Origin of the sequence: Haloplanus aerogenes (assembly GCF_003856835.1) — an archaeon.
In the GTDB taxonomy this organism is placed as follows: Archaea; Halobacteriota; Halobacteria; order Halobacteriales; family Haloferacaceae; genus Haloplanus; species Haloplanus aerogenes.
This window is the reverse complement of record NZ_CP034145.1, coordinates 2,085,635-2,106,184: the sequence shown is the minus strand read 5'-3', so window position 1 is coordinate 2,106,184 and position 20,550 is coordinate 2,085,635. Positions and strand designations below refer to the sequence as shown.

The following is a 20,550-nucleotide window of genomic DNA, read 5'->3' as shown; positions in this document are numbered from 1 at the left end:
TCGGCGTTAGCGCCCGGTGTCGTACTTGTAGGTCGCGCTGTCGGGGTCGATACCGAAGTCCTCGGCGTCTTCGACGGCCGACTCGTCGGTCGGGTCGTGCGGGCTCGCGTCCTTGAACGCCTCGCGCAGGCGAGCGGGCATCGTGAAGTCGTCGACGGCGATGCTCGTCGCGACGGAGTCGGGTTGGATCGTCTCCTGCTTGGTCGCCAGCCGCTCCTGCATCTTCGGCGGCAAGTCGCTCGATTCGACCGGATCGAACCCGAACTGGGTCAGATAGCCCGGCTCGTCGGTCAACGAGTACACCGTCTCGAACCCCTCGGCCGTCGCCGTTTCGATCAGGCGTTCGACGACGTGCGCGCCGACCCCCTGTCCGCGCCACGCGGGCAACACGCCGACGCCCGTGAGTTCACAGATGTCGCCGTCGTCGGTCTTGTGGATGCGGATGCGGCCGAACCCTGCCCGCTCGTTCGTCTCCTCGTCGACGGCGATGACGTAGTCCCGTGATCGGAAGGCGGCGTCGTCCAGGGCCATCTCCTCGATGTGATCGAGCAACCAGACCTCGTCTCGGTTCTTGGCATCCCGGACGTACATGCCCCGACGTAGTGAACGGGGCACTAAAAGGATTTGCTGGGGCTGCTCACTCCTCGAGCAGCCAGCCGAACCGCCTCTCCCAGAACGCGGCGTCCGGGTGCTTCTTGCTCTTGCCGCGGGTCTTTTCGTCGCGAATCCGCCGTTCGAGCACGTCCCGTGCCTCGTTGATCGCGTGTTGCGCGCCGTAGCCCTCGCCGGAGGCGATGAACTGGCCGCGATCCGTGTGGAGGCGGATGCGCGCGAGCAGGAGCGGCGTTCCCCGCAGCGTCTCCTTGTGTTCGTGGAGGTGGATCTTCGCGTCGATTATGTCGTGGCCCCGGTCGTCGAATTTGTCGATCATCGCGACCACCGCGTCGTAGCTCACGTCGTCCAGCAGGTCGGCCCCGTAGAGCTGGACGCTCCGGTTGCCGCCGGCTTCCCACGTCAGCGAGTCGAGAACGTCCGTCTTCGTGACGATGCCGGCCGGCTGGTCGTCTTCCGTGACGAGCAGCGCCGAGCCGCCGACCTCGAACATCTCCTCGACGGCCACGTCGAGCGTTGCGTCGGGGTCGATAGTCCGGACTGGCGACGCCATTACGTCACGCACCGGCAGGTCGAGAATCCGTTCGAGTTCCCCTTCCCGGGCGCCGTAGCCGCCGCCGCGTGCCCGGCCGGAACTCTCCGAGATGCCGCCACCGAACGCGTCCGTGCCGCTCGCGTCACCACCCTGACTCCCCGACATCGAGCGGACTGTGAGTGCGGTCACGTCGTAGAGACTCAGGATGCCGACGGCCGATTCCTCCTCTACGACTGGGAGATGCGTGATGCGGTGCTCCCGGAAGGCGTGGAGGGCTTCGCCGACCGTCGTGCCCGGGTCGAGCGTGACGATGTCGGCCGTGTACGCGTCGGCCACGGTCACCGCGTCCAGGAACGGCTTGACCGCTCGGAGCACGTCGTCCGCGGTGACGGCGCCGATCAGCGACTCCCCCTCGAAGACGGGCAGCAGTTTCGAATCGCTGTCGATCATCAACTGTGCGACTTCGCGAACGTCCGCGTTCGAGTCGAGGCGGGGGACGTGCCAGACTACCGACCCGGCTTTCTCGTTCGGCTGGTGATGTGACGTGGCGAGTTGCCGTCGCGTGACGACACCCTCGAAGTCGTCGCCCCGGACGACGACGCCTTTCACGTCCGAGTCGCCGAACGCACCGGCCAGTTTCGATACGCGCGCGTCGGGCGCGAACTCGACGAAATCCTCCGAGACGATATCTGCGATATCCATTGGTGTATCCTGTTGGGTCGTTCGTCGACTCGCCGTGAGTCGACGTGTTGTCAGTCTAACTGATGCGGGATCATCCCAAATACCCGCCGGTCGTTCCCGTCACGTGGAAACGCCCACCTCTGCAAAAATCGGCCGGCGACGCCCTCAGTACGGCAGGAAGTACAGACCGAGGGCGAACACCGGGAACAGCGCCAGCATGACGATGATGGTGTAACCGAGGATGTCGCGGGCGCGAACCTTCGTCAGCCCCAACAGGGGGATGGCCCAGAACGGCTGGAACATGTTCGTCCACATGTCGCCGACGCCGTAGGCGACGATGGCCTTGCCCGGCGGGACGCCGAGTTCGACCGCCGCGCTCCCGACGACGCCGCCGATGATGCCCCACTCACCGCCACCGCTCGGGACGAACAGGTTCATGAAGCCGCCGAGGAGCCACGCGATGACCGGGAACGTCTCGGGCGTCGCCACCGCGAGCAGGCCTTCCGCGATCAGATCCGAGAGCCCGGAGTTGCTGATGATGCCGAGGATGCCGGCGTAGAAGGGGAACTGCAGGATGATGCCCGCCGCCCCTTCAGTGGCGTCGCGAATCGTCTCCATGTACGCCGCGGGCGTCTTGTGGAGGAACAGACCGAGCGCGATGAACGTGAAGTTGAACACGTTCAGGTCCAACGCCTCGCCGATGCCGCCGGCGTTGATGAAGTAGTTGACCACGTACACCATCATCCCAATGCCGATCAGGTAGGCGATGGCCATGCTGTCGTTGATGCGGTCGGCGGGCGACCGGGACACCTCTACGTCGGTCTGGACCGTCCCGCCGTCCGAGACGGCTTCCTCCGGGTCACCCTTGAGCAGGCTCGGTGCGTACTCGTCGATTCCCGTCGCGTCCTCCTCGTCGGGTGCGAGGAAGGCGAGTACCGGAACGACCGTCAGGAACACGAGGATGGCGATGCCGAACGCGTAGATGGTGAACACGCTCTCGTTCAGCGGGACGATGCCGATGATGTCCTGGAAGGGGTGGTCTTCCGTCGCCGACAGCAGCCCTGCACTGGTCGAGGGGCCGACGTGCCAGATGGTCTGGCTCGTGTAGCCCGCCGCACACAGGATGGGGTAGTGGAACGTCTTCCCGCGTTCGTGGCCCGCTCGCGCCACGAAGATGGCGAAGATGGCGCCGACGATGAGGCCGATCCCCCAGTGGAGGTAGCCAAAGATCAGCGCGATGGCGCCCACGAGTGCCGCCGCCTGCGTGTTGGTGTCCGGAATCGACGCCAGCCTGTTCAGGTAGCTACTCACGAAGTCGGAGTCGGCGACGGCGTAGCCCGTGACCAGGATCAGCACCATCTGCATCGCGAAGGTCAGGAGCGTCCAGAAGCCGTCGTACCAGTTCTGGATGTTCTGATACGGCCCGTCCGGCGTGAACGCGATTGCTGCGATGTACGCGATGATCGTCAGGATCACCGCGAACAGGAACGGACTCGGAATCCACTTCTCCGACCAGTCCGCCATCGTCCGGCCGAACGACTGCACGCGCTGTCTTGCTGTCATGCGTTCACGTACCTCACGATTATAGTCAATAAACCTATGCTAGTCGGACACATCGACCGGCGCTATCGCGATTCGCGTTCAGAGCGGTACGTTGGCGACGTGATACGTCGCGCCATCGTCGGCTCCGTCGCCGTCGGCCCCGTTCGCGACAACGCTCACGTCCGCCGTCGTGGCCTCGCCGGTCGGCACCACCACCGCCCCGCCAGCGACGAGCGGCGCGATTACGCCAGCGACGACCGCTCGCGGATCGGTGAGCGGTGCCCGGAGCGCAACCGTCGACGCCGAATCGAGGCCCGCCGCGTCGACGACTGCTTCGGCCGCCGTCAGTACCTCGCCGTGCGTGAACGACCAGTCTCTGCCCACCAGCACCGTCTCGTCGGCAGCGTGGTCGCCGGGCGGCATCACGGGGTTCTCGCTCCAGACCGTTCGCTCCCAGTGAGCGACGCTCGGATCGGTCGGTGCGTCCCCGTAGACGACGACCTTTCGACTCGGCCGGTCCTCGATATCCCCCACCCGTTCCGCCGGCACGACGACGGCCCGCGCATCGGCCGTCGTCTCGAACGTCACGCGCGCCCCGAGACACGCGGCCCCGAAGAGCGTCAGGAGTGGCTGTGGTGCCGGCTCGGGGGCGAGCGCCACCGCCGATCCCGCGTGCACGCCGAGGTGACTGAGTGCGTGTCCGGCCTTCCACGCGGTCGTGCAGAAATCGCGGTAGCTGTACTCGCGGTCGCGGGCGTCGACGCGGAGCGCCACGTCGTCGCTCCGACGCTCACGAGCGACGAGGTCGGCGAGCGTGTCCATCTAGAAACTGCTCTTGATCCGCTCGAAGAAGCCCTCGTTCACGTCGACTTCCTCGCCACCGGCTTCGGCGAATTGCTCCAGCGCTTCCCGCTGCTCGTTGTTCAGATTCTCAGGCGTCACGACCTGCACCTGCACGAAGAGGTCGCCTCGACCGCGCCGGCGGAGGCGGGGCATCCCCTTGCCCTGCAGGCGGAACGTCTCGCCGCTCTGGGTGCCCGCGGGCACGTCCATCTCGACCGTCCCGTCGAGGGTCGGAATCTCCACCGTGTCGCCGAACGTCGCCTGCGGGAAGGAGATGGGATGCTGATAATGCAGGTCGTCGCCGTCGCGGTCGAAGTCGGGGTGGTCCGCGACCGACATCTCGATCAGGAGGTCGCCGTTCGGCCCGCGGTTCGGGCCGGGCGCCCCCTCGCCCTCCATCCGGAGCGTCTGGCCGTCGCGGATACCCGCCGGGATATCGACCGAGAGCGTCGCCTCCCGGCGCACCTGCCCGTCGCCGCCACAGGTCGAACACGTCTCGCTGTAGAGGGTGCCCTCGCCCTCACACTGGCGGCAGGTGGAAGTCTGTTGCATCCGCCCGAACGGCGTCTGCTGGACCTGCGTGGTCTGTCCCCGGCCCTCACAGTTGGGACACGTCCGCTCGTCGGCGTCCGGCGGGTGGCCCGCCCCGTCGCAGTCCGAACATCGTGTGGGGCGGGTGACGGTGAACTCGCGTTCGACGCCCTCGAACGCTTCTTCCAGATCCAACTGGAGCGACGTGCGGAGGTCCTGCCCCTGTCGCGGGCGGTTCCCGCCGCGGCCGCCACCGCCGCCGAAGAACTGCTCGAAGATGTCGCCGAAGCCGCCGGCACCGCCGCCGCCGAAGGGGTTCCCCTGCGCGCCGGCGCCGCCGTCGAAGCCGCCACGCTTCTCGGCCTGTTCGAACCGCTCGTGTCCCATCTGGTCGTACGCCTGCCGCTTCTCCTCGTCGGTGAGGACCTCCTTCGCCTTCTTGACCTTCTTGAACTTCTCCTCGGCGTCGGGGTCGTCGCTCACGTCGGGGTGGTACTCTGATGCCTTCGTTCGGTACGCCCGCTTGATCTCGTCCTCGTCGGCGTCCCGCGACACCCCGAGCACGTCGTAGAAGTCCTCTGTCATTTGTGTGGTGTACTGAAGCTACCTATTTGAAAAACGCGGCTCAGGCGTTAGGCGTCGTCCTCGTCGTCTTTCTCCTCGAAGTCGGCGTCGACGTACTCGTCGCCGTCGCCGGCCGCTCCGCCGGGGCCGGCACCGCCGGGACCAGCGCCACCCATGCCGCCCATGCCGCCGGGACCGGCGTCCGCACCGGCACCGCCTGCACCGGCCTGGGCCTGCTGCTGGTACATCTGCTTGCCGATCTCCTGGAGTTCTTCCGACAGAGCCTCGGTGGCTTCCTGCAGATCCTCGGTCGTCGCGTCGTCGTCGCCGAGCGTCTCCTCGACCTCCGCGATGGCGTCCTCGATGGACTCCTGCAAGTCGTCGTCGACGTTCTCCTCGTTCTCCTCCAGCAGGGTCTCGGCGCGCTGGATCGCGCTCTCGGCCTCGTTGCGCGCCTCGATGCGCTCGCGGCGCTGCTGATCCTCTTCTGCGTGTTCCTCGGCTTCCTCCTGCATCCGATCGATCTCCTCGTCGGAGAGGCCGGCGCCGCCCTCGATGGTGATGGATTCGGCATTTCCTGAACCTTTGTCCTCGGCTTCGACGTTGACGATGCCGTTCTCGTCGATGTTGAAGCCGACCTCGATCTGGGGCGTGCCGGCGGGTGCGGGCGGGATGCCCGTCAGCTGGAACTCGCCGAGCAGTTCGTTCTCCTCGGCGATTTCGCGTTCACCCTGGAAGACGCGGACCTGCACCGAGGTCTGGTTGTCCGCCGCGGTGGTGAAGATCTTCGACTCCTCGGTTGGAATAGTGGTGTTCTTCTCGATCAGGCGCTCGAACAGGCCGCCCTTGACCTCGATCCCCAGCGAGAGCGGCGTCACGTCCAGCAGGACGATGTCGTCGACCTCGCCGCCGAGGACGCCGCCCTGGATGGCCGCACCCAGCGCGACCGCCTCGTCCGGGTTGACGTTCTTCTTCGGCTCCTGACCGACGAGTTCCTCGACTTTCTCCTGTACCTGCGGCATCCGGGTCGACCCGCCGACGAGGATCACTTCGTCGATGTCGCTCTTGCCGTACCCGGCGTCTTCGAGGGCCTGCTCGGTCGGCGCGACGGTGCGTTCGATGAGGTCGCTCGTCAGCGACTCGAACTTCGCGCGGGTGAGCGACGTTTCGAGGTGGATCGGGCCGCTGTCGGTCGCGGTGATAAAGGGCAGGTTGATGTCCGTCTCCTTGCGCGAGGAGAGTTCGACCTTGGCCTCCTCGGCGGCGTCTTTCAGCCGCTGGAGCGCCTGTCGGTCCTCGCGGAGGTCGACGCCGTGGTCCGACTCGAACTCCTCGGCGAGGTGGTCGATGATCGCCTGGTCCCAGTCGTCGCCGCCGAGGTCGTTGTCCCCGTTCGTGGCGACGACTTCGTAGACGCCGCCCCCGAGATCGAGGACGGACACGTCGAAGGTGCCGCCCCCGAGGTCGTACACGAGGACGGTCTGGTCGGACTCGTCGTCGAGGCCGTACGCCATCGACGCCGCCGTCGGTTCGTTGACGATGCGTTCGACCTCGAAGCCCGCGATCTCGCCGGCGTCTTTCGTCGCCTGTCGCTGGCGGTCGTTGAAGTACGCCGGCACCGTGATGACGGCCTTCTCCACCTCGTCACCGAGGTACTCCTCCGCGTCCCGCTTGATCTTCTGGAGTACCATCGCCGAAATCTGCTCCGGCGTGTACTCGTCGTCGTCGATTTCGACGGTGTAATCCTCCTCTCCCATGTGGCGCTTGATCGACTGGATCGTGCGCTCGGGATTCTGGACGGCCTGATTCTTCGCCGGCTTGCCGACGAGGCGTTCGCCGTCGTCGGTGAACGCAACGACCGAGGGCGTCGTTCGGTCGCCCTCGCCGTTCACGATGATCTCCGGGTCGCCGCCCTCCATCACCGCGAACGCGCTGTTCGTGGTCCCGAGGTCGATGCCCAGAATCTTGTTGCTCGCCATCTTGTCCCTGATTACCGGTTTTGGTCGGTTAAAGGTTACTAGACGGGGTGAGGTGGCGGCGGCAACTACCTCGTCGCAGTCCCCCGATTACGAATCGTGTGAACGGCTCACACCGGACACGTTTATATAGAACTGCAATTCGCCGCCGCTCCACTCTAGGGAGACTCCGTGATGACTTCCGACGACTCCGCTCACTCTCCGTCGCTGACCGTCACTTGCGCCTCCTGAATCACCTTCTCCGCCATCTCGTAGCCGGGGCGGTACACGTCGACGACCGTCCCCTCGGACTGGTCGCTCTCGACGCGCATCATCACCTGGTGACGGGTGGGGTCGACCTCGTCGCCGGGCGACGGTTCGATGGGCGTCACGTTCTCCTCGTCGAGGACGCGGTCGAACGATTCCAGCGTCGACTCGACGCCGTCGCGGATGTCCACGTCCTCGTCCTGATCGAGGGCGCGGACGAGATCGTCACGCACCGGCACCAGGCGAGTGACGAAGTCCTCGGTCGCTCGCTCTTTGATCTCCTCCTGACGCTTCTTGGCGCGTTTCTTGTAGTTCTGGAAGTCGGCCTGCTTGCGCTTCAGTCGGGATTCGAGGTCGTCCGTGCGCTCCCGCTTCTCGGCCAGTTCGGCTTCGAGTTCTTCGACCCGTTCTTCGAGGTTCCCGACCGCCGCGCCGAGTTCGTCGTCGTACGCCGCGACTCGGTCGGCGAGGTCGGTCGCCTCACCCGCCGCGTCTTCGTCCGCGGGAGCGGCGTCCGTGTCCGGTTCGTCACCCTCGGGGGCGGCGTCCGCCCCCGTCCCATCGGCCGCATCCTCGTGCATAATCGAGTGAAACGCCTCGGGTTGCTTAAGGCTTGCAGAACACGGTCACTGGTACATCCCGAGCGGTCGCGCCTGCGAACTCGACTCGTCGACTTGCTGCATCTGTTGGGCGAAACGCCGCTTTGCCTGCCGAATCTCCTCGGCACGCTCCGTGAGTTCCGCGACCGGAATCTCGGCGTCGAGCAGGACACCCACGCCGTCTTCGAGGAGATGTGCCGCAGCCTGCGGATCTGGGAACCGCTGACTGGCCTCGACGATCAGACAGGTCGCGGTGCGGTCGTTCTGCACCGCGTGACTCAACAGCGCGCCCGTCGGTCCCGATACCAGCCCCGATTCCTCCGGCGGGTCGATCCCTACGGCGTCGAGGTCGTCGCTCGCACCGCCGGTGCCGACGCCGTACAGCGCCGGCGTCGATCCCTCCTCGCGTTCGCGGCCGATCCCGCTGAGGTAGATGGGCGTTACGTCCATATTCGTGGCCCAGGCCGATAGACACTCCGCGAACTCCAGCGCCGCTGACGGCGCCACCGGCACGTCGCTCCGGAGGGCGAGCAAGTCCCGATCCGAGTCGGCGTACAGTCGAACCGGCGTCGTCAGGTCGTGTTCCCCACCCTCGTAGGTCGCCACCGGTGGGAGCCCCTCGCAGTGGACGTTGGCGTAGTGGACCATCCCGAACTCCTCGGTGAGGTGGTCCGTCGCGAGTTTCCCGACGAGGCCGACGCCCGGTAATCCCTCGACCAGCGTCGGTTCGTCGAGCGACACGTCGTCTCGGAGCACGTCGATTCGACTCATACTCCCGCTTCGACCGGCGGGCGTATAGGTGCAGTGCCTACAGTCGCGTGTGGAACTGGTTGCACAGCCGATCACCACACTGCGCACGACGTGCTGTGCGACGACTTACAGACGCACTGTAACTCCCAAAGGCACAAATCCGGCGGCGTGCTACGCTGGCCATGGTTACGTTCCTCGCCGGCGGAACGGGGACGCCGAAACTCCTCGACGGGGTCGACGCCGCCTTCGATCCCGCCGAGGTCACGGTCGTTGCCAACACCGGCGACGACGTGGAACTCGGTGGCCTCCTCGTCTGTCCCGACCTCGACACCGTCCTCTTCGCCGGGGGTAGTATCCTCGACCGCGAGACGTGGTGGGGGATCGACGGCGACACGACCGCGACCCACGACGAACTCGGCCGACTGGCCGAGGCGGCCGACCTCTCCGGCGGTCCGCGCTATCTCCCACCCGACCGACAGACGGCCGGCCGACGTATCGCGCGCTGGCGCCGCTTCTCCGGCGTCGCGGAGTTCATGGAGATCGGCGACCGCGACCGCGCCGTCCACGTCACGCGAACGAGCCTCCTCGACGAAGGGCGGACGTTGACCGAGGCGACCCGCACCCTCGCGGACGCGTTCGACCTCGACGTGACGCTCCTCCCCATGAGCGACGACCCCGTCGCCACCATCGTCCACACCGACGAGGGCGCGATGCACTTTCAGGAGTACTGGGTCGCCCGCCGCGCCGACCCCGCCGTCGAGGACGTGGAGTTCCGGGGTTCGCACGCCGCCGACCCCACGCCGGCCGTCCGCGACGCCCTCGACGCGCCCGTGGTGATCGGCCCCTCGAACCCGGTCACGAGCGTCGGCCCCATCCGCGCGCTCCCGGGCGTCGACGACGCTCTCACCGAGACACCCGTGGTCGCCGTCTCGCCGTTCGTCGAAGACGAGGTCTTCTCCGGCCCCGCGGCCGACCTCATGCGCGGCGTCGGCCTCGATCCCTCGACCGCCGGCGTCGCGGACGCCTACCCCTTCGTCGACGCGTTCGTCCTCGACGACGCGGACGGCACCGACCTCGACCGACCGGTCGTCCGCACCGACACGCGGATCGACGACGCCGCCGACGCCCGCCGTGTCGTCGACGCCGTGGCGGCAGCGTTAGCGGAGGTGGCCTGATGCTCGCGCTCGCCAGTCTCAGCGGGGCGTCCGACGCCGACTGGGCGCGGGCCGGCGCCGCACACGCCGACCTCGCCCTCCTCGGCGGCATCGCCCTCGACGCCGACGCCCGCGCGGCGGCGCGTGACCTCGTCGCCCGCGGCCGCGATGAGTTCCTGCCCACCGATCCGCTGGCGTTCGTCGACGCGCAACTCGCCGCCCTCGACGACGCGCCGATCAGCGCCGGGATGAACGTGCGGAGCGCGACCCGCGACCCCATTCGGGAGGCTGCAGCCGTCTGTGCCGACCACGGGGCGGTACTGGAGATCAACGCCCACTGCCGACAGGACGAACTCTGCGCCGTCGGGTGTGGCGAGACGCTGCTCCGCGACACCGACCGCCTCGTCGACTACGTCGCCGCCGCCCACGATGCGGGCGCGACGGTGAGCGTGAAGGTGCGCGCCGAAGTCGAGGGCGTGGATCTCCCGGCGACGGCCCGCGCCATCGCGGACGCCGGCGCCGACGCTATCCACGTCGACGCCATGGATTCGGAACCGGTCGTCGCGGACGTGGTCGCCGCCGCGCCCGACCTGTTCTGTCTCGCCAACAACGGCGTCCGCGATCGGGCGACGGCGTGGGAGTACCTCGCCTACGGCGCCGACGGCGTCAGCGTCGGGCGCCCGAGCGACGACCCCGACGTTCTTCGGCGAGTCGCCCGGGCGGTGGCGGACTGGGAGCGTCGCCGCGGCGACGGCGAACGGGTCGACATCGACGGAGAGGTGCCGGGATGACTGACGAGGAGCGACGGGCTTCGAACCATCCACGGCCCGAGATGTCGCCCGCCGACCACGCCGAACTCGCCCTCTTGCTGGAGGTGGCGAGTACGCCGAAACCGGGCAACGTCGACCGGCACCGTGACCACGCCGACCTGCGATTCGAACACTTCCTGACCGGTGCGGTCGGATCGCGGCCGGGGCTGGAACTGGCCGAACGCGTCGAGGGTGACGACCCCCCGTCCATCGGCGACGCCTTCGACCGCGCCGTCCGCGGCATGAGCCAGCAGTCCGGCGGCAACACGCAGTTCGGCTGTCTGCTCCTGCTCGTCCCCCTCGTTCGCGCCGCGTCGACCGACCACCTCTCGCCCGAGGGCCTGACCGCCGTCGTCGAGGCGACGACCGTCGACGACGCCGCGGCCTTCTACCGGGCGTTCGAACACGTCGACGTGGCGGTCGGCGACCCGCCGGCGGACGCCTCGGCTCTCGACGTGCGCCGCGGCGCCGACGCCGTGCCGGCGCTCCGGGACCGCGGCCTGACGCTCGCGGACGTGATGGCGATGAGCGCCGACCGCGACGGCAACGCCGCCGAGTGGATCTCGGGCTTCGAGCGGACGTTCGCGGCCGCCGACCGGGTCGTCGTCGACGACGACCCGCTCACCGACCGTCTCGCACGGGCCTTCCTCGACTTGCTCGCGGAGCGTCCGGACACGCTCGTCGCCGTCGAACACGGACAGGAGCGGGCGAAGGAAGTGAGCCGCGAGGCCGCCGCGGTGCGAGACGACCTCGACGCCGCCGAGGCGCTGGCCGAGCGATTCCTCGACGAGGGGATCAATCCGGGGACGACCGCCGACCTCACCGCCGCGACGGCCTTTGTCGCGCTCGAACGGGGGGTGCGGCTGTGAGCGAGGACCGGACCGACGACGACACCGCGGACTGGCCAGTCACTCTCCGCGGCGTCACCGAATCCGTCGTGGCGACGCTCGGACCGAACGACCGCTGGAATCAGGCGGCGCTCGGTCTCCACGCCCCCGACGACGGCGGCCCGGTGACCGCGGTGACGTGGGGCAAGACCCGAACCCGCGGCAACTTCGAGCGGCGCGGCGCGGGCGTGATCCAGTTCACGGCCGATCCCCGCGAGTTCGTCGACGCGGCGCTCGACGTGATCGAAACTGACGAACCGGTCCGCGACGGCGCGGCCGCGTGGGTCGAGGTCGACACCCGACGGATCGAGGAGGGTGAGGACGAGGGGACCGAGTGGGTGCGCTGGGCGCTCCACCCCCGCGCCGCGACGGTGCGCGAGCGAACGGTGCCGACCATCAACCGCGGTTTCTACGCCGTAATCGACGCGACGGTGGCGGCCTCGCGGCTGGACGTGCCCGCGTTCGACACGGCGGCCCTGCTCGACCGCCTCGCGTACTTCGCCGACACGGTCGAGCGGTGTGGCGGTCCGGCGGAGCGCGAGGCGTTCGCACGCATCGACGAGCTGACCGGGTGGCGGGAGCGACGGAACGAATCGTTTTAGTGGCCTAGCAGCCGAACGTACGAACATGGCCATCAAACCCAAATACGTCAAACAGCTCGGCAGGATTCTGCTGGAGCGATATCCGCAGGCGTTCAACACCGACTTCGAGACCAACAAGGATAGCGTCTCGAAACTGACCAACGTGGAGTCGAAGGGCGTCCGCAACCGCATCGCGGGCTACATCACGCGCAAGAAGGCGAGCGCGGCCGCCAACGCCTGATCGGTCGTTCGTTCTCGGTGGTTACTCATACGGATTATTGTAACTGTTTCCCGGGAGTTCGCCGAGACCGTCTCGGCGAACTCCCGGTAATGACTTACAGTAAACCGTATCACGCCGGCCAGTGGCGACTCACAACAGACACTATCACGCGCCGTCCGGTGACTCGGTCCGCTGGAGTTCGACGTGGAAGACGGTGCCGCTCGGCTCGTTGGCGTCGGCCCACACGTCGCCGTCGTACTCCTGAACGAGCGCTTGGACGATAGAGAGCCCGAAGCCGCCCCAGTCGCGGGTGTGGGTGAACTCCTCGTCGTCGAACAGTTGGGCGAGTCGTTCGGGCGGCATTCCCTCACCGTCGTCGGCCACGGTGACGGTGACCGTCTCGGGATCGACCGTGACGCCGACGGAGACGGACACGTCGGCGTCGTTGTGTTCGACGGCGTTCGTCAGGAGGTGATCGAACACCGTCTCCAGCATGCCGTCGGCGTGGACCCACACCTCGTCCGCGGGGAGATCACACTCGATGGTCGGATCGGGATACGCCCCCCGCACCGACTCGATGGCGTCGGTCAGCGGGTCACACACGCGAATCGCCCGTCCGTCCGCCTCGGCTGCCACGTCGGTCGCGAGACGCCGGGCGGTCTGGATGAGGTCGACGATCTCCTCGCTCCGGTGGCGGGCCACGTCGAGGCTGTCGCGCTGATCGTCCGGGAGCGCGGGTTCGAGCGCGTCGAGTTTCGCTAGCACGAGATTCATCCCGTTGAGGACGTTGTGTCTGAGGAGGCGATTGAGGAACTCGACGCGGGCGCGTTCCTGTCCGAGTTCTTGCTCGTGTTCGATCTGCTCGGTCACGTCCCGCAGCGCCGATAGGTGACGGCCGGGAAGGACGTTCGCGGTGGCGGCGAAGGCGACCATCCGGGTCTCGCCGTCCGGCCGAACGAGTTCGAACTCGCCGCGCGCTTCCCCCTCGGCCCGAAACGTCTCCCACTGTGCCTCGAAATCTTCCGACCCACTCGCGAAGTTCACGATGTGTTTGCCCACCAGTTCCGAGCGCGGGAGGCCGAACAGGTCGGCCGCCGCGGGATTCGCGGCGACGTACCGCCCCTCGTCGTCGGTGATGACGAGGGCGTCGAGCGTCCCCTCGAACACGGCGCGGAGCTGGCGTTCCCGCTGGCTCAGGCGTCGATGTCGGTGCCGCGAGCGCACGTCGTACCGGCTGATGAGGAGGCCGCCGACCGCCCCCGTGGCGCTCACGTCGTAGACGAGGAACCACGGTGACTCGACGATGTGGCCGTGGGCGACGTGGAGCGTGAAGAAGTACAGCGTGACGACGCCGGTGACGCCGAAGCCGACCGTGACCCAGAACGCCGTCACGAGCGGCGCCACGTCGTCGTCGCTCATCCAGCCGAGCCAGACGCCGGTGGCGACCAGAATCACCCCGAAGAACAACGGCAGTGCGTCCCCGACGATGGCGTCGACCGTGACGCCGTGTCGTGCGAAGTGGTAGAGTGGAACTCCAATCAGGAGGGTACCGATGCCGACGACGGTGCCCCCACCGATCCGTCGACGCCACACGGGGGCGATACCATCGACGACGGCCTCCAGTCGACCGGTCAACCCCGCGTGGCCGGTCCGGTCGTCGAGGAGGTCGGTGAGATCAGTCCCGACGGAGTGACCGACGGTCGTCTCGTCGGACCCTCCGTGTTCTCCACTCACGAGCCCGAATTATGGACGGTGTACGTATATGCCTACTGGATGCCACGGACCCGCCCGAGACGCCCCGTATCAGAAGCGGTCCGTGCGTCCCGACGCCGTCCAGGCGTCGGTCGGTGCCGTCTCGGGGACGCGGTCCGTCCGTCCCTGTAGCCCCTCGATCCGGCCGGCGAACGTCCAGCGTTTGCCGTCGCCCGTCCAGGTCTCCGTCTCGCCGCCCGCGGCGGCGGCCGCGGCCGCGAGGTAGCCGTCGTGGACGTGTGCCCCCACCGCGGCGGCGATGGCCGCCGCCTCCGCGTCGTCGGCGTCGTCTGGGATGTCGAGGTTCATATCGGGATGTTTCCGTGTTTCTTGTCCGGGTTGCTCCGGCGTTTGGTCTTGAGCATGTGGAGGTCGTCGACGAGACGCATCCGGGTGTCCTGCGGTTCGATCACGTCGTCGATGAAGCCGCGGTCGGCGGCGGTGTACGGGTTGGCGAACTCCTCGCGATACTCCTCGACCAGGTCGGCCCGGCGAGCGTCCGGGTCGTCGGCCGCCTCGAGTTCGTCGCTGTAGAGGACGTTCACGGCGCCCTCCGGACCCATGACGGCGAGTTCGGCGGTCGGCCACGCGTAGTTCACGTCGGCGCCGAGATGTTTCGACGCCATGACGCAGTACGCGCCGCCGTACGCCTTTCGCGTGATGACCGTCAGGAGGGGGACGGTCGCCTCCGAGTAGGCGTACAGCAACTTCGCCCCGTGGCGGATGATCCCTCGATGCTCTTGATCGGTCCCCGGCATGTAGCCGGGTACGTCGACGAACGTGACGATGGGGAGGTTGAACGCGTCACAGAAGCGGACGAACCGCGAGGCCTTCATGCTCGCGTCGACGGTCAGCGTGCCGGCGTTCGACCGGGGCTGATTGGCGACGATGCCGACGGCGTGGCCGTCGAGTCGACCGAAGCCGACGACGACGTTTTTCGCCCAGCTGTCGTGAACCTCGAAGAACGAGCCCTCGTCGACGGTCCCTCCGATCACGTCGATCATGTCGTAGGGTTTCTGGGGCTGGTCGGGAACGACCGTCTTCAGTTCGTCCGCCGAGCGCTCCGGGTCGTCCCACGGATCGACTCGCGGCGGGTCTTCCACGTTGTTCTGTGGGAGATAGGAGAGCAGGCGACGGATGTTGTCGAGTGCCGTCTCCTCGTCCGGGAAGGCGCGGTGGGCGACGCCCGTCCGCGAGGCGTGGGTGGTCGCGCCGCCGAGTTCCTCGAAACTCACCTCCTCGCCCGTGACGGTCTTGATCACGTCCGGGCCGGTGATGAACATGTGGCTGGTGTCCTCCACCATGAAGATGAAGTCGGTGATGGCGGGGGAGTAGACGGCGCCGCCGGCGCAAGGCCCCATGATGCTCGAAATCTGCGGGACGACGCCGCTGGCCTGTTCGTTGCGGTGGAAGATGTCGGTGAAGCCCGCGAGGCTCCGCACCCCCTCCTGGATGCGGGCGCCCGCCGAGTCGTTGAGGCCGACGATGGGCGCGCCCACGTCCATCGCCTTGTCCATCACCTTGCAGATTTTCTCGGCCATGACTTCGCCGAGCGAGCCGCCGAAGACGGTGAAGTCGTGGGCGAAGACGAACGTTTTTCGGCCGTTTACCTCACCGTACCCCGTCACTACGCCGTCGCCGGGGAGCTTTCGCTCCTCCATCCCGAACTTGCTCGTCCGGTGAGTCCGGAACTGGTCGAACTCGCGGAAGGTCCCGTCGTCGAGGAAGTAGTCGATGCGCTCGCGGGCGGTCATCTTCCCCTTCGAGTGCTGGGACTCGATCCGGTCCTCACCGCCACCGAGGAGGGCCCGCTCCCGCTTCTCGCGGAGCTCCTCGATTCGGTCCTCCATGGTCATGGCCGACCACCTATCATCGTCCCATAACAAGGTTCGAGGACCGGCAAAAGGATTCCGCCGCCCGTGGCTACACCGTCGCCTGCCGCCGCAGTCCCACGAGGACGACGGCGACGGCCGCGACGGCGACGCCAACGGTCGGCCAGAACCCCACGCGGGCGTCGATGCCCGCCGTCGTCAGGAGCGTGAACACGAGGAAGACGGGAATGACGATACCGACGGCGAACAGCCACGGCGTCGCCAGTTGCCGCGCGACTGGCCCGGCGCCCGAGACGTACTCGGCCACCGCGTCGCGGCCCAGCACCCACCCGGCAAAGAGGAGGAAGGCGAGGAGGCCGCCGGTGAGCAGCAGGTCGACGAGGGTGCCAGCGACGAAGTCGAACAGGGCCGGACGGAGTGCGGTCACAGTGCCAGTGACGGCGACGAGCGCGAGGAGGACGCCCACCGCCGCCCGCCGCGACCACCCGCCCTCGTCGACGAGGACGGCGACCGGAATCTCCAGCATACTGATCGAACTCGACAGGGCGGCGAGGGTGACGACGCCGAAGAAGACGATGGCGAGGAGGCCGCCACCGGGCAGGGCGGCGAACGCGCCCGCGATGCCGACGAAGAGTGCGCCCGGCCCGCCCGTCCCCGGATCGACGCCCTGCGAGAAGAGGAGGGGGAAGACCACGAGGCCCGCGAGGACGCCGACGCCGGTGTTCAGCAGGGCGATGACCGATCCGTCGAACGGGAGCGACCGGTCTTCACCGAGATAGGAGGCGTAGGTAACCATCGTCCCGGCGCCGACGGAGAGGGTGAACAGGGCTTGCCCGGCGGCCGGGCCGAGAATCGAGAAGAAGTTCTCCCGCAGGGTCGTGAGGTCGAACCCGAGGAAGAACTGATACCCGGCGCCAGCGCCCGGTTGTGTGACGACCCACGCCGCCATCCCGACGAGGAGGACGAGGACGGCAGGCACCATCACTTTCGTCCCGAGTTCGATGCCGCGGCGGACGCCGCCGAGGACGATGCCGCCGGTGATGGCGAGAAACAGGAGGTGGAAGGCCGCGGCCTCGAAGCCGAAGGAGATGGTCTCGAAGTAGGCACCCGGCGTGGAGAGGTAGGCCGCGCCGCCGGTGAGGGGGCCGGTCATCGAGACGAGCAGGTAGCGCAGAATCCACCCGCCGACGACGCTGTAGAAGGAGAGGAGGGCGACGCCGGTGACGGCGGAGACGGCGCCGACGGCGGCCCACCGCCGCGACCCGGAGAGGTCGCGGAGCGCGCCCATGGGGTTGCGCCGCGCCCGCCGCCCGATCACGAACTCGCCGAGGAGGCCGGGGACCCCGACCCCGAAGACGACGAGCAGATAGACGGCCAGAAAGGCGCTGCCGCCGTTCTGCGCGGTCATCCACGGGAACCGCCAGATGTTCCCCAACCCGACGGCGCTCCCGGCGGCCGCGAGGATGAAGCCCGTGCGCGTCGCCCACGTCTCTCGTGTCATTATCTCCCGGTCAGCGAACGCGCGTCAAGTGGGTTTCGAGTCGCGCGCAGTCTTTCGGGGAGGCTACACGATGGCCTGCGAGAGCAGGCCGGCCCGGACGGCGAGTGACTGGAGGCCGAGCAGCAGCGTCAACAGGACGCCCAGCGGAACGACCGTCCGGACGAACCAGAGCCACGCGGCCGCACCGGACTCGCTCAGGCCGGTGCCGCGCCGGAGTTCGGCGACCCCGTCGCCGGCGTCGACCCACCCGACGAACAGGAGGAGACAGAGCACGGAGAGCGGCAGCAGGAGGTTGTACGCGATGGCGTTGTACCAGCCGAGAATCGACAGGCCGAACGCACTCGGCACGCCGAGGAGGAAGATGGCGAGGCCGAGGGCGACGGCGAGTGACCGGCGCGAGCGTTCGGTGTTGTCGACGAGATACGACGTGACCACTTCGAGCAGGCTGATCGCGGAGGAGAGCGCCGCGAGGAGGAGGACGACGAAGAAGACGATGCCGAGGAGTCGCCCCGCGGGCAACTGTGCGAACGCGCCGGCGAGCGTGATGAACGCGGCGCCGAGGCCGCCACTTCCGGGTTCCACGCCCAGCGAGAAGAGGATGGGGAAGACCACCAGCCCCGCCAGCAGGCCGACGAACGTGTTGAGGATCACGATGGTCGCGCCGTCGGCCGGGAGCGAGTCGTCGCGGCCGAGGTAGGAGGCGTAGGTGATCATCGCGCCCATGCCGAGCGAGAGGGTGAAGAAGGCCTGTCCCACGGCGGCGGGCAGAATCGACCCGAGGTTGGCGAGCAACACGTCGACTTCGGGCGAGAGGTAGTAGGCGTAGCCGGCGGCGCCGCCCTCCAGCGTCCCTGCCCAGACGGCCAGGCCGCCGAGCAGGACGACGATGCTCGGCACCATCAGTTTCGTCGACCGCTCGATGCCGTCGGTCACGCCGAAGGCGACGACGCCGACGGTCAGCGCCATGAAGACGGCGTGGAACGCGACCGCTTCGGGGCCGGCGGAGATGGTGCCGAAGTACGCTTCCGATCCGCTGAAGTAGGCGCCGCGGGCGCTGCCGATCACGTAGCGAATCACCCAGCCGCCGACGACGCTGTAAAAGGAGAGGATCCAGAACGCCGCGAGCGTCCCGAGGGCGCCCACGACTTTCCAGTTCCGGTGACCGAGGCGAGCGAAGGCGTCTATCGGATTGCGCTCCGCCCGACGACCGATCACGAACTCCGCGAGCATCGCGGGGAAGCCGATCAGGAAGACGGCGAGGAGATAGACGACGATGAACGCCGCACCGCCGTTCGCTCCCGTCTGGAAGGGGAACTGCCAGACGTTGCCGAGGCCGACGGCGCTCCCGACGGCCGCGAGGATGAAGCCGACACGCGTCGTCCACGTCTCTCGTTGTTTTTGTGCCATAGGCCGGCTATCCCCAGCCCGGAAAAAAGGCTCACGATCCGCTCACTGGTGTGTGAATCGGCGTCGTGGGGCACACCGTCAGGCGAGACACCGATACAGTTCGATCCGAATCCGTGGCTCGTCCGTCTCCGGAAAGTCGAGGGTGCCGTGTGCGTTCTCCACGACCCACTTGGCCAGCCACAGGCCGAGGCCGCGGCAGTGGTTCAGGGGCGTCTCGATCCCCTCGTTCAGCACCTGTTGGTCGGTCCGTGGGATCGGCTGCCCGGGGTACTGCACCTCGATCTGCACCCGTTCGGGGGGGCGATCCGAAACCGTCAGTTCGACGCGTGGCTCGTCGGCGTCCTGGGCGTCGATCGCGTATTCGAGGAGTTCGGCGAGCGCGACGCCGAGGTTGGCATCCGTGACCACTTCGACGTCGTGGATCCCCTCCACGGAGACGGTCGCGTCCGGATGGGTCGTCGTCACCCGATCCAGCGCACGTTCGATGAACGGGGCGAGCGTGCCGCGTTCCACCGTCGACCGGCTGATCGTCCGCTCGACGTACCGGGCCTTGTCGGCGACGTCGAAGATGCCGTCGACGTGGCGAATCGCCGTATCGAGCCGGTCTTCGGACGTGTCGTCGAGGTCCGTCCGTTCGGCAAAGAGGTTCAGTATCCCACGGACGACGTTCAGATCGTTTCGGATGTCGTGACGCAGGATTCGGTTGACGACCGAGAGTCGCTGTTCGCGCCGCGTCACCTGGCTCCGTGCGTGGGCTAGGTCGTACATCTGCTCCAGCATCAGTTGGCCGTTCAACAGCCCGCTCCCGTCCGATCGGTACTCGTCCGGGGCGATGTAGTACGGGTTCTCACAGAGCCGGTAGCGGTAGACGATCTGTTCGTGGGTCCACAGCGCCTTGGCGACCGACTCGTCGTTGAACTGGTTCAGGTCGTACTGGCACAGCGCCGTGACGGGGAGGTCGGGACACGCCGCGTCGAAGTCCGCCTCGAAGCCGATCACGTGGTCGTAGCTCAGGTTGGTGTGGAAACACCACGAGAGTTCGCCCGCCACCCAGAGCCCGTCGTACTCGTCGGTGACGCTCCCGTGACACGCGTCCGCGAGCAACGATATCAGTTCGTCCGGATCGAAGTTCGCTTCGCGGTATGCGTCCTGCGCATTCTCTATCAGCAGGTCGCCGTCGGCCACTCTGCGCTCGACGTCGATGTCGACCCGCCGAAATGCACGCTCTATCGTGGACCGCGTGTTGGTATCCACGAAGTAGAGACAGCGATTACCGCTCCGGAGACCCTGCTTGACGAACGTGGCCGCGACTTCTAGCTGATTCTGTGGCGACCGATAGAACAGCGCGAGATGTCGCGCGAGGTCGTTGCGCTCCAGTTCTCCCCGGAGCGTGTCGACAGTTTGGATGGTCTCGCTCCCGGACTGCTCTCGTTCGTCAGACGGATAGTCCGGGTTCACACGTTCGAATATTCGGAATCCACGGTAAAACAACTGTCGGCGCACAGTCGTTAGCGGGTGCGTTAGTCAC

Annotated in this window: 18 protein-coding genes and 1 pseudogene; 5 read left to right on the top strand and 14 right to left on the bottom strand. The window is 67.5% G+C overall.

What is annotated here, in order from left to right; translation table 11 throughout:
* Positions 1 to 6: 6 nt before the first annotated feature.
* From DU502_RS10770 to DU502_RS10735, 8 genes are all read right to left on the bottom strand, one after another.
* On the bottom strand, positions 7 to 591 hold the full coding sequence (locus tag DU502_RS10770; RefSeq protein ID WP_121919363.1) for a GNAT family N-acetyltransferase: 585 nt from the start codon (positions 589 to 591) through the stop codon (positions 7 to 9).
* A 46-nt stretch (positions 592 to 637) separates the two neighbouring features.
* A complete protein-coding gene (locus DU502_RS10765) occupies positions 638 to 1,849 on the bottom strand; it encodes a CBS domain-containing protein (protein WP_121919362.1) in 1,212 nt (403 codons plus the stop codon).
* 144 nt (positions 1,850 to 1,993) lie between these two features.
* Complete coding sequence (locus DU502_RS10760; RefSeq protein ID WP_199722656.1) at positions 1,994 to 3,391, bottom strand: short-chain fatty acid transporter; 1,398 nt, start codon at positions 3,389 to 3,391, stop codon at positions 1,994 to 1,996.
* Positions 3,392 to 3,469: 78 nt separating this feature from the next.
* The gene (locus DU502_RS10755) at positions 3,470 to 4,192 is read right to left on the bottom strand and encodes an AMP-binding protein (RefSeq protein ID WP_121919360.1); all 723 of its coding nucleotides are present in this window, start codon (positions 4,190 to 4,192) and stop codon (positions 3,470 to 3,472) included.
* Positions 4,193 to 5,329, bottom strand: coding sequence for a molecular chaperone DnaJ (dnaJ, locus tag DU502_RS10750; protein ID WP_121919359.1), 1,137 nt, complete (start codon positions 5,327 to 5,329; stop codon positions 4,193 to 4,195).
* Positions 5,330 to 5,376: 47 nt separating this feature from the next.
* A complete protein-coding gene (dnaK, locus tag DU502_RS10745) occupies positions 5,377 to 7,287 on the bottom strand; it encodes a molecular chaperone DnaK (RefSeq protein ID WP_121919358.1) in 1,911 nt (636 codons plus the stop codon).
* A 191-nt stretch (positions 7,288 to 7,478) separates the two neighbouring features.
* Positions 7,479 to 8,111, bottom strand: a complete 633-nt coding sequence (locus DU502_RS10740) for a nucleotide exchange factor GrpE (protein ID WP_121919357.1) — start codon at positions 8,109 to 8,111, stop codon at positions 7,479 to 7,481.
* A 45-nt stretch (positions 8,112 to 8,156) separates the two neighbouring features.
* A complete protein-coding gene (locus tag DU502_RS10735) occupies positions 8,157 to 8,900 on the bottom strand; it encodes a proteasome assembly chaperone family protein (protein ID WP_121919356.1) in 744 nt (247 codons plus the stop codon).
* 161 nt (positions 8,901 to 9,061) lie between these two features.
* On the opposite strand from DU502_RS10735, the gene cofD reads away from it, so the two are divergent.
* From cofD to DU502_RS10710, 5 genes are read left to right on the top strand one after another with little or no spacing between them, the layout of a single operon-like run.
* Positions 9,062 to 10,054, top strand: a complete 993-nt coding sequence (cofD, locus tag DU502_RS10730) for a 2-phospho-L-lactate transferase (protein WP_121919355.1) — start codon at positions 9,062 to 9,064, stop codon at positions 10,052 to 10,054.
* The gene (locus DU502_RS10725; RefSeq protein WP_121919354.1) at positions 10,054 to 10,824 is read left to right on the top strand and encodes a tRNA-dihydrouridine synthase; all 771 of its coding nucleotides are present in this window, start codon (positions 10,054 to 10,056) and stop codon (positions 10,822 to 10,824) included. Before cofD ends, DU502_RS10725 begins: the two co-directional genes overlap by 1 nt.
* Positions 10,821 to 11,711, top strand: coding sequence for a triphosphoribosyl-dephospho-CoA synthase (locus tag DU502_RS10720; RefSeq protein ID WP_241966764.1), 891 nt, complete (start codon positions 10,821 to 10,823; stop codon positions 11,709 to 11,711). Before DU502_RS10725 ends, DU502_RS10720 begins: the two co-directional genes overlap by 4 nt.
* Positions 11,708 to 12,331 (top strand): DUF447 domain-containing protein, encoded by a 624-nt coding sequence (locus DU502_RS10715; RefSeq protein ID WP_121919353.1) that lies wholly within the window; start codon positions 11,708 to 11,710, stop codon positions 12,329 to 12,331. The genes DU502_RS10720 and DU502_RS10715 overlap by 4 nt, the downstream gene beginning before the upstream one ends.
* Before the next feature lie 25 nt (positions 12,332 to 12,356).
* Positions 12,357 to 12,551 carry a 30S ribosomal protein S17e gene (locus DU502_RS10710; RefSeq protein ID WP_121919352.1) on the top strand — a complete coding sequence of 65 codons (195 nt, stop codon included), beginning with the start codon at positions 12,357 to 12,359 and terminating at the stop codon, positions 12,549 to 12,551.
* 144 nt (positions 12,552 to 12,695) lie between these two features.
* On the opposite strand, the gene DU502_RS10705 is transcribed toward DU502_RS10710, so the two are convergent.
* From DU502_RS10705 to DU502_RS10680, 6 genes and pseudogenes are all read right to left on the bottom strand, one after another.
* On the bottom strand, positions 12,696 to 14,264 hold the full coding sequence (locus DU502_RS10705; RefSeq protein ID WP_121919351.1) for an ATP-binding protein: 1,569 nt from the start codon (positions 14,262 to 14,264) through the stop codon (positions 12,696 to 12,698).
* Between the two features lie 69 nt (positions 14,265 to 14,333).
* A pseudogene (locus DU502_RS10700) lies at positions 14,334 to 14,585 on the bottom strand (hypothetical protein); the annotation flags it as partial.
* A 2-nt stretch (positions 14,586 to 14,587) separates the two neighbouring features.
* Positions 14,588 to 16,132, bottom strand: a complete 1,545-nt coding sequence (locus tag DU502_RS10695) for an acyl-CoA carboxylase subunit beta (protein ID WP_121919488.1) — start codon at positions 16,130 to 16,132, stop codon at positions 14,588 to 14,590.
* Positions 16,133 to 16,205: 73 nt separating this feature from the next.
* Positions 16,206 to 17,615, bottom strand: coding sequence for a sodium-dependent transporter (locus tag DU502_RS10690; RefSeq protein WP_121919350.1), 1,410 nt, complete (start codon positions 17,613 to 17,615; stop codon positions 16,206 to 16,208).
* A gap of 63 nt (positions 17,616 to 17,678) precedes the next feature.
* Complete coding sequence (locus DU502_RS10685) at positions 17,679 to 19,022, bottom strand: sodium-dependent transporter (protein WP_121919349.1); 1,344 nt, start codon at positions 19,020 to 19,022, stop codon at positions 17,679 to 17,681.
* Between the two features lie 78 nt (positions 19,023 to 19,100).
* Positions 19,101 to 20,480, bottom strand: coding sequence for an MEDS domain-containing protein (locus tag DU502_RS10680; protein WP_158601133.1), 1,380 nt, complete (start codon positions 20,478 to 20,480; stop codon positions 19,101 to 19,103).
* Positions 20,481 to 20,550 lie beyond the last annotated feature (70 nt).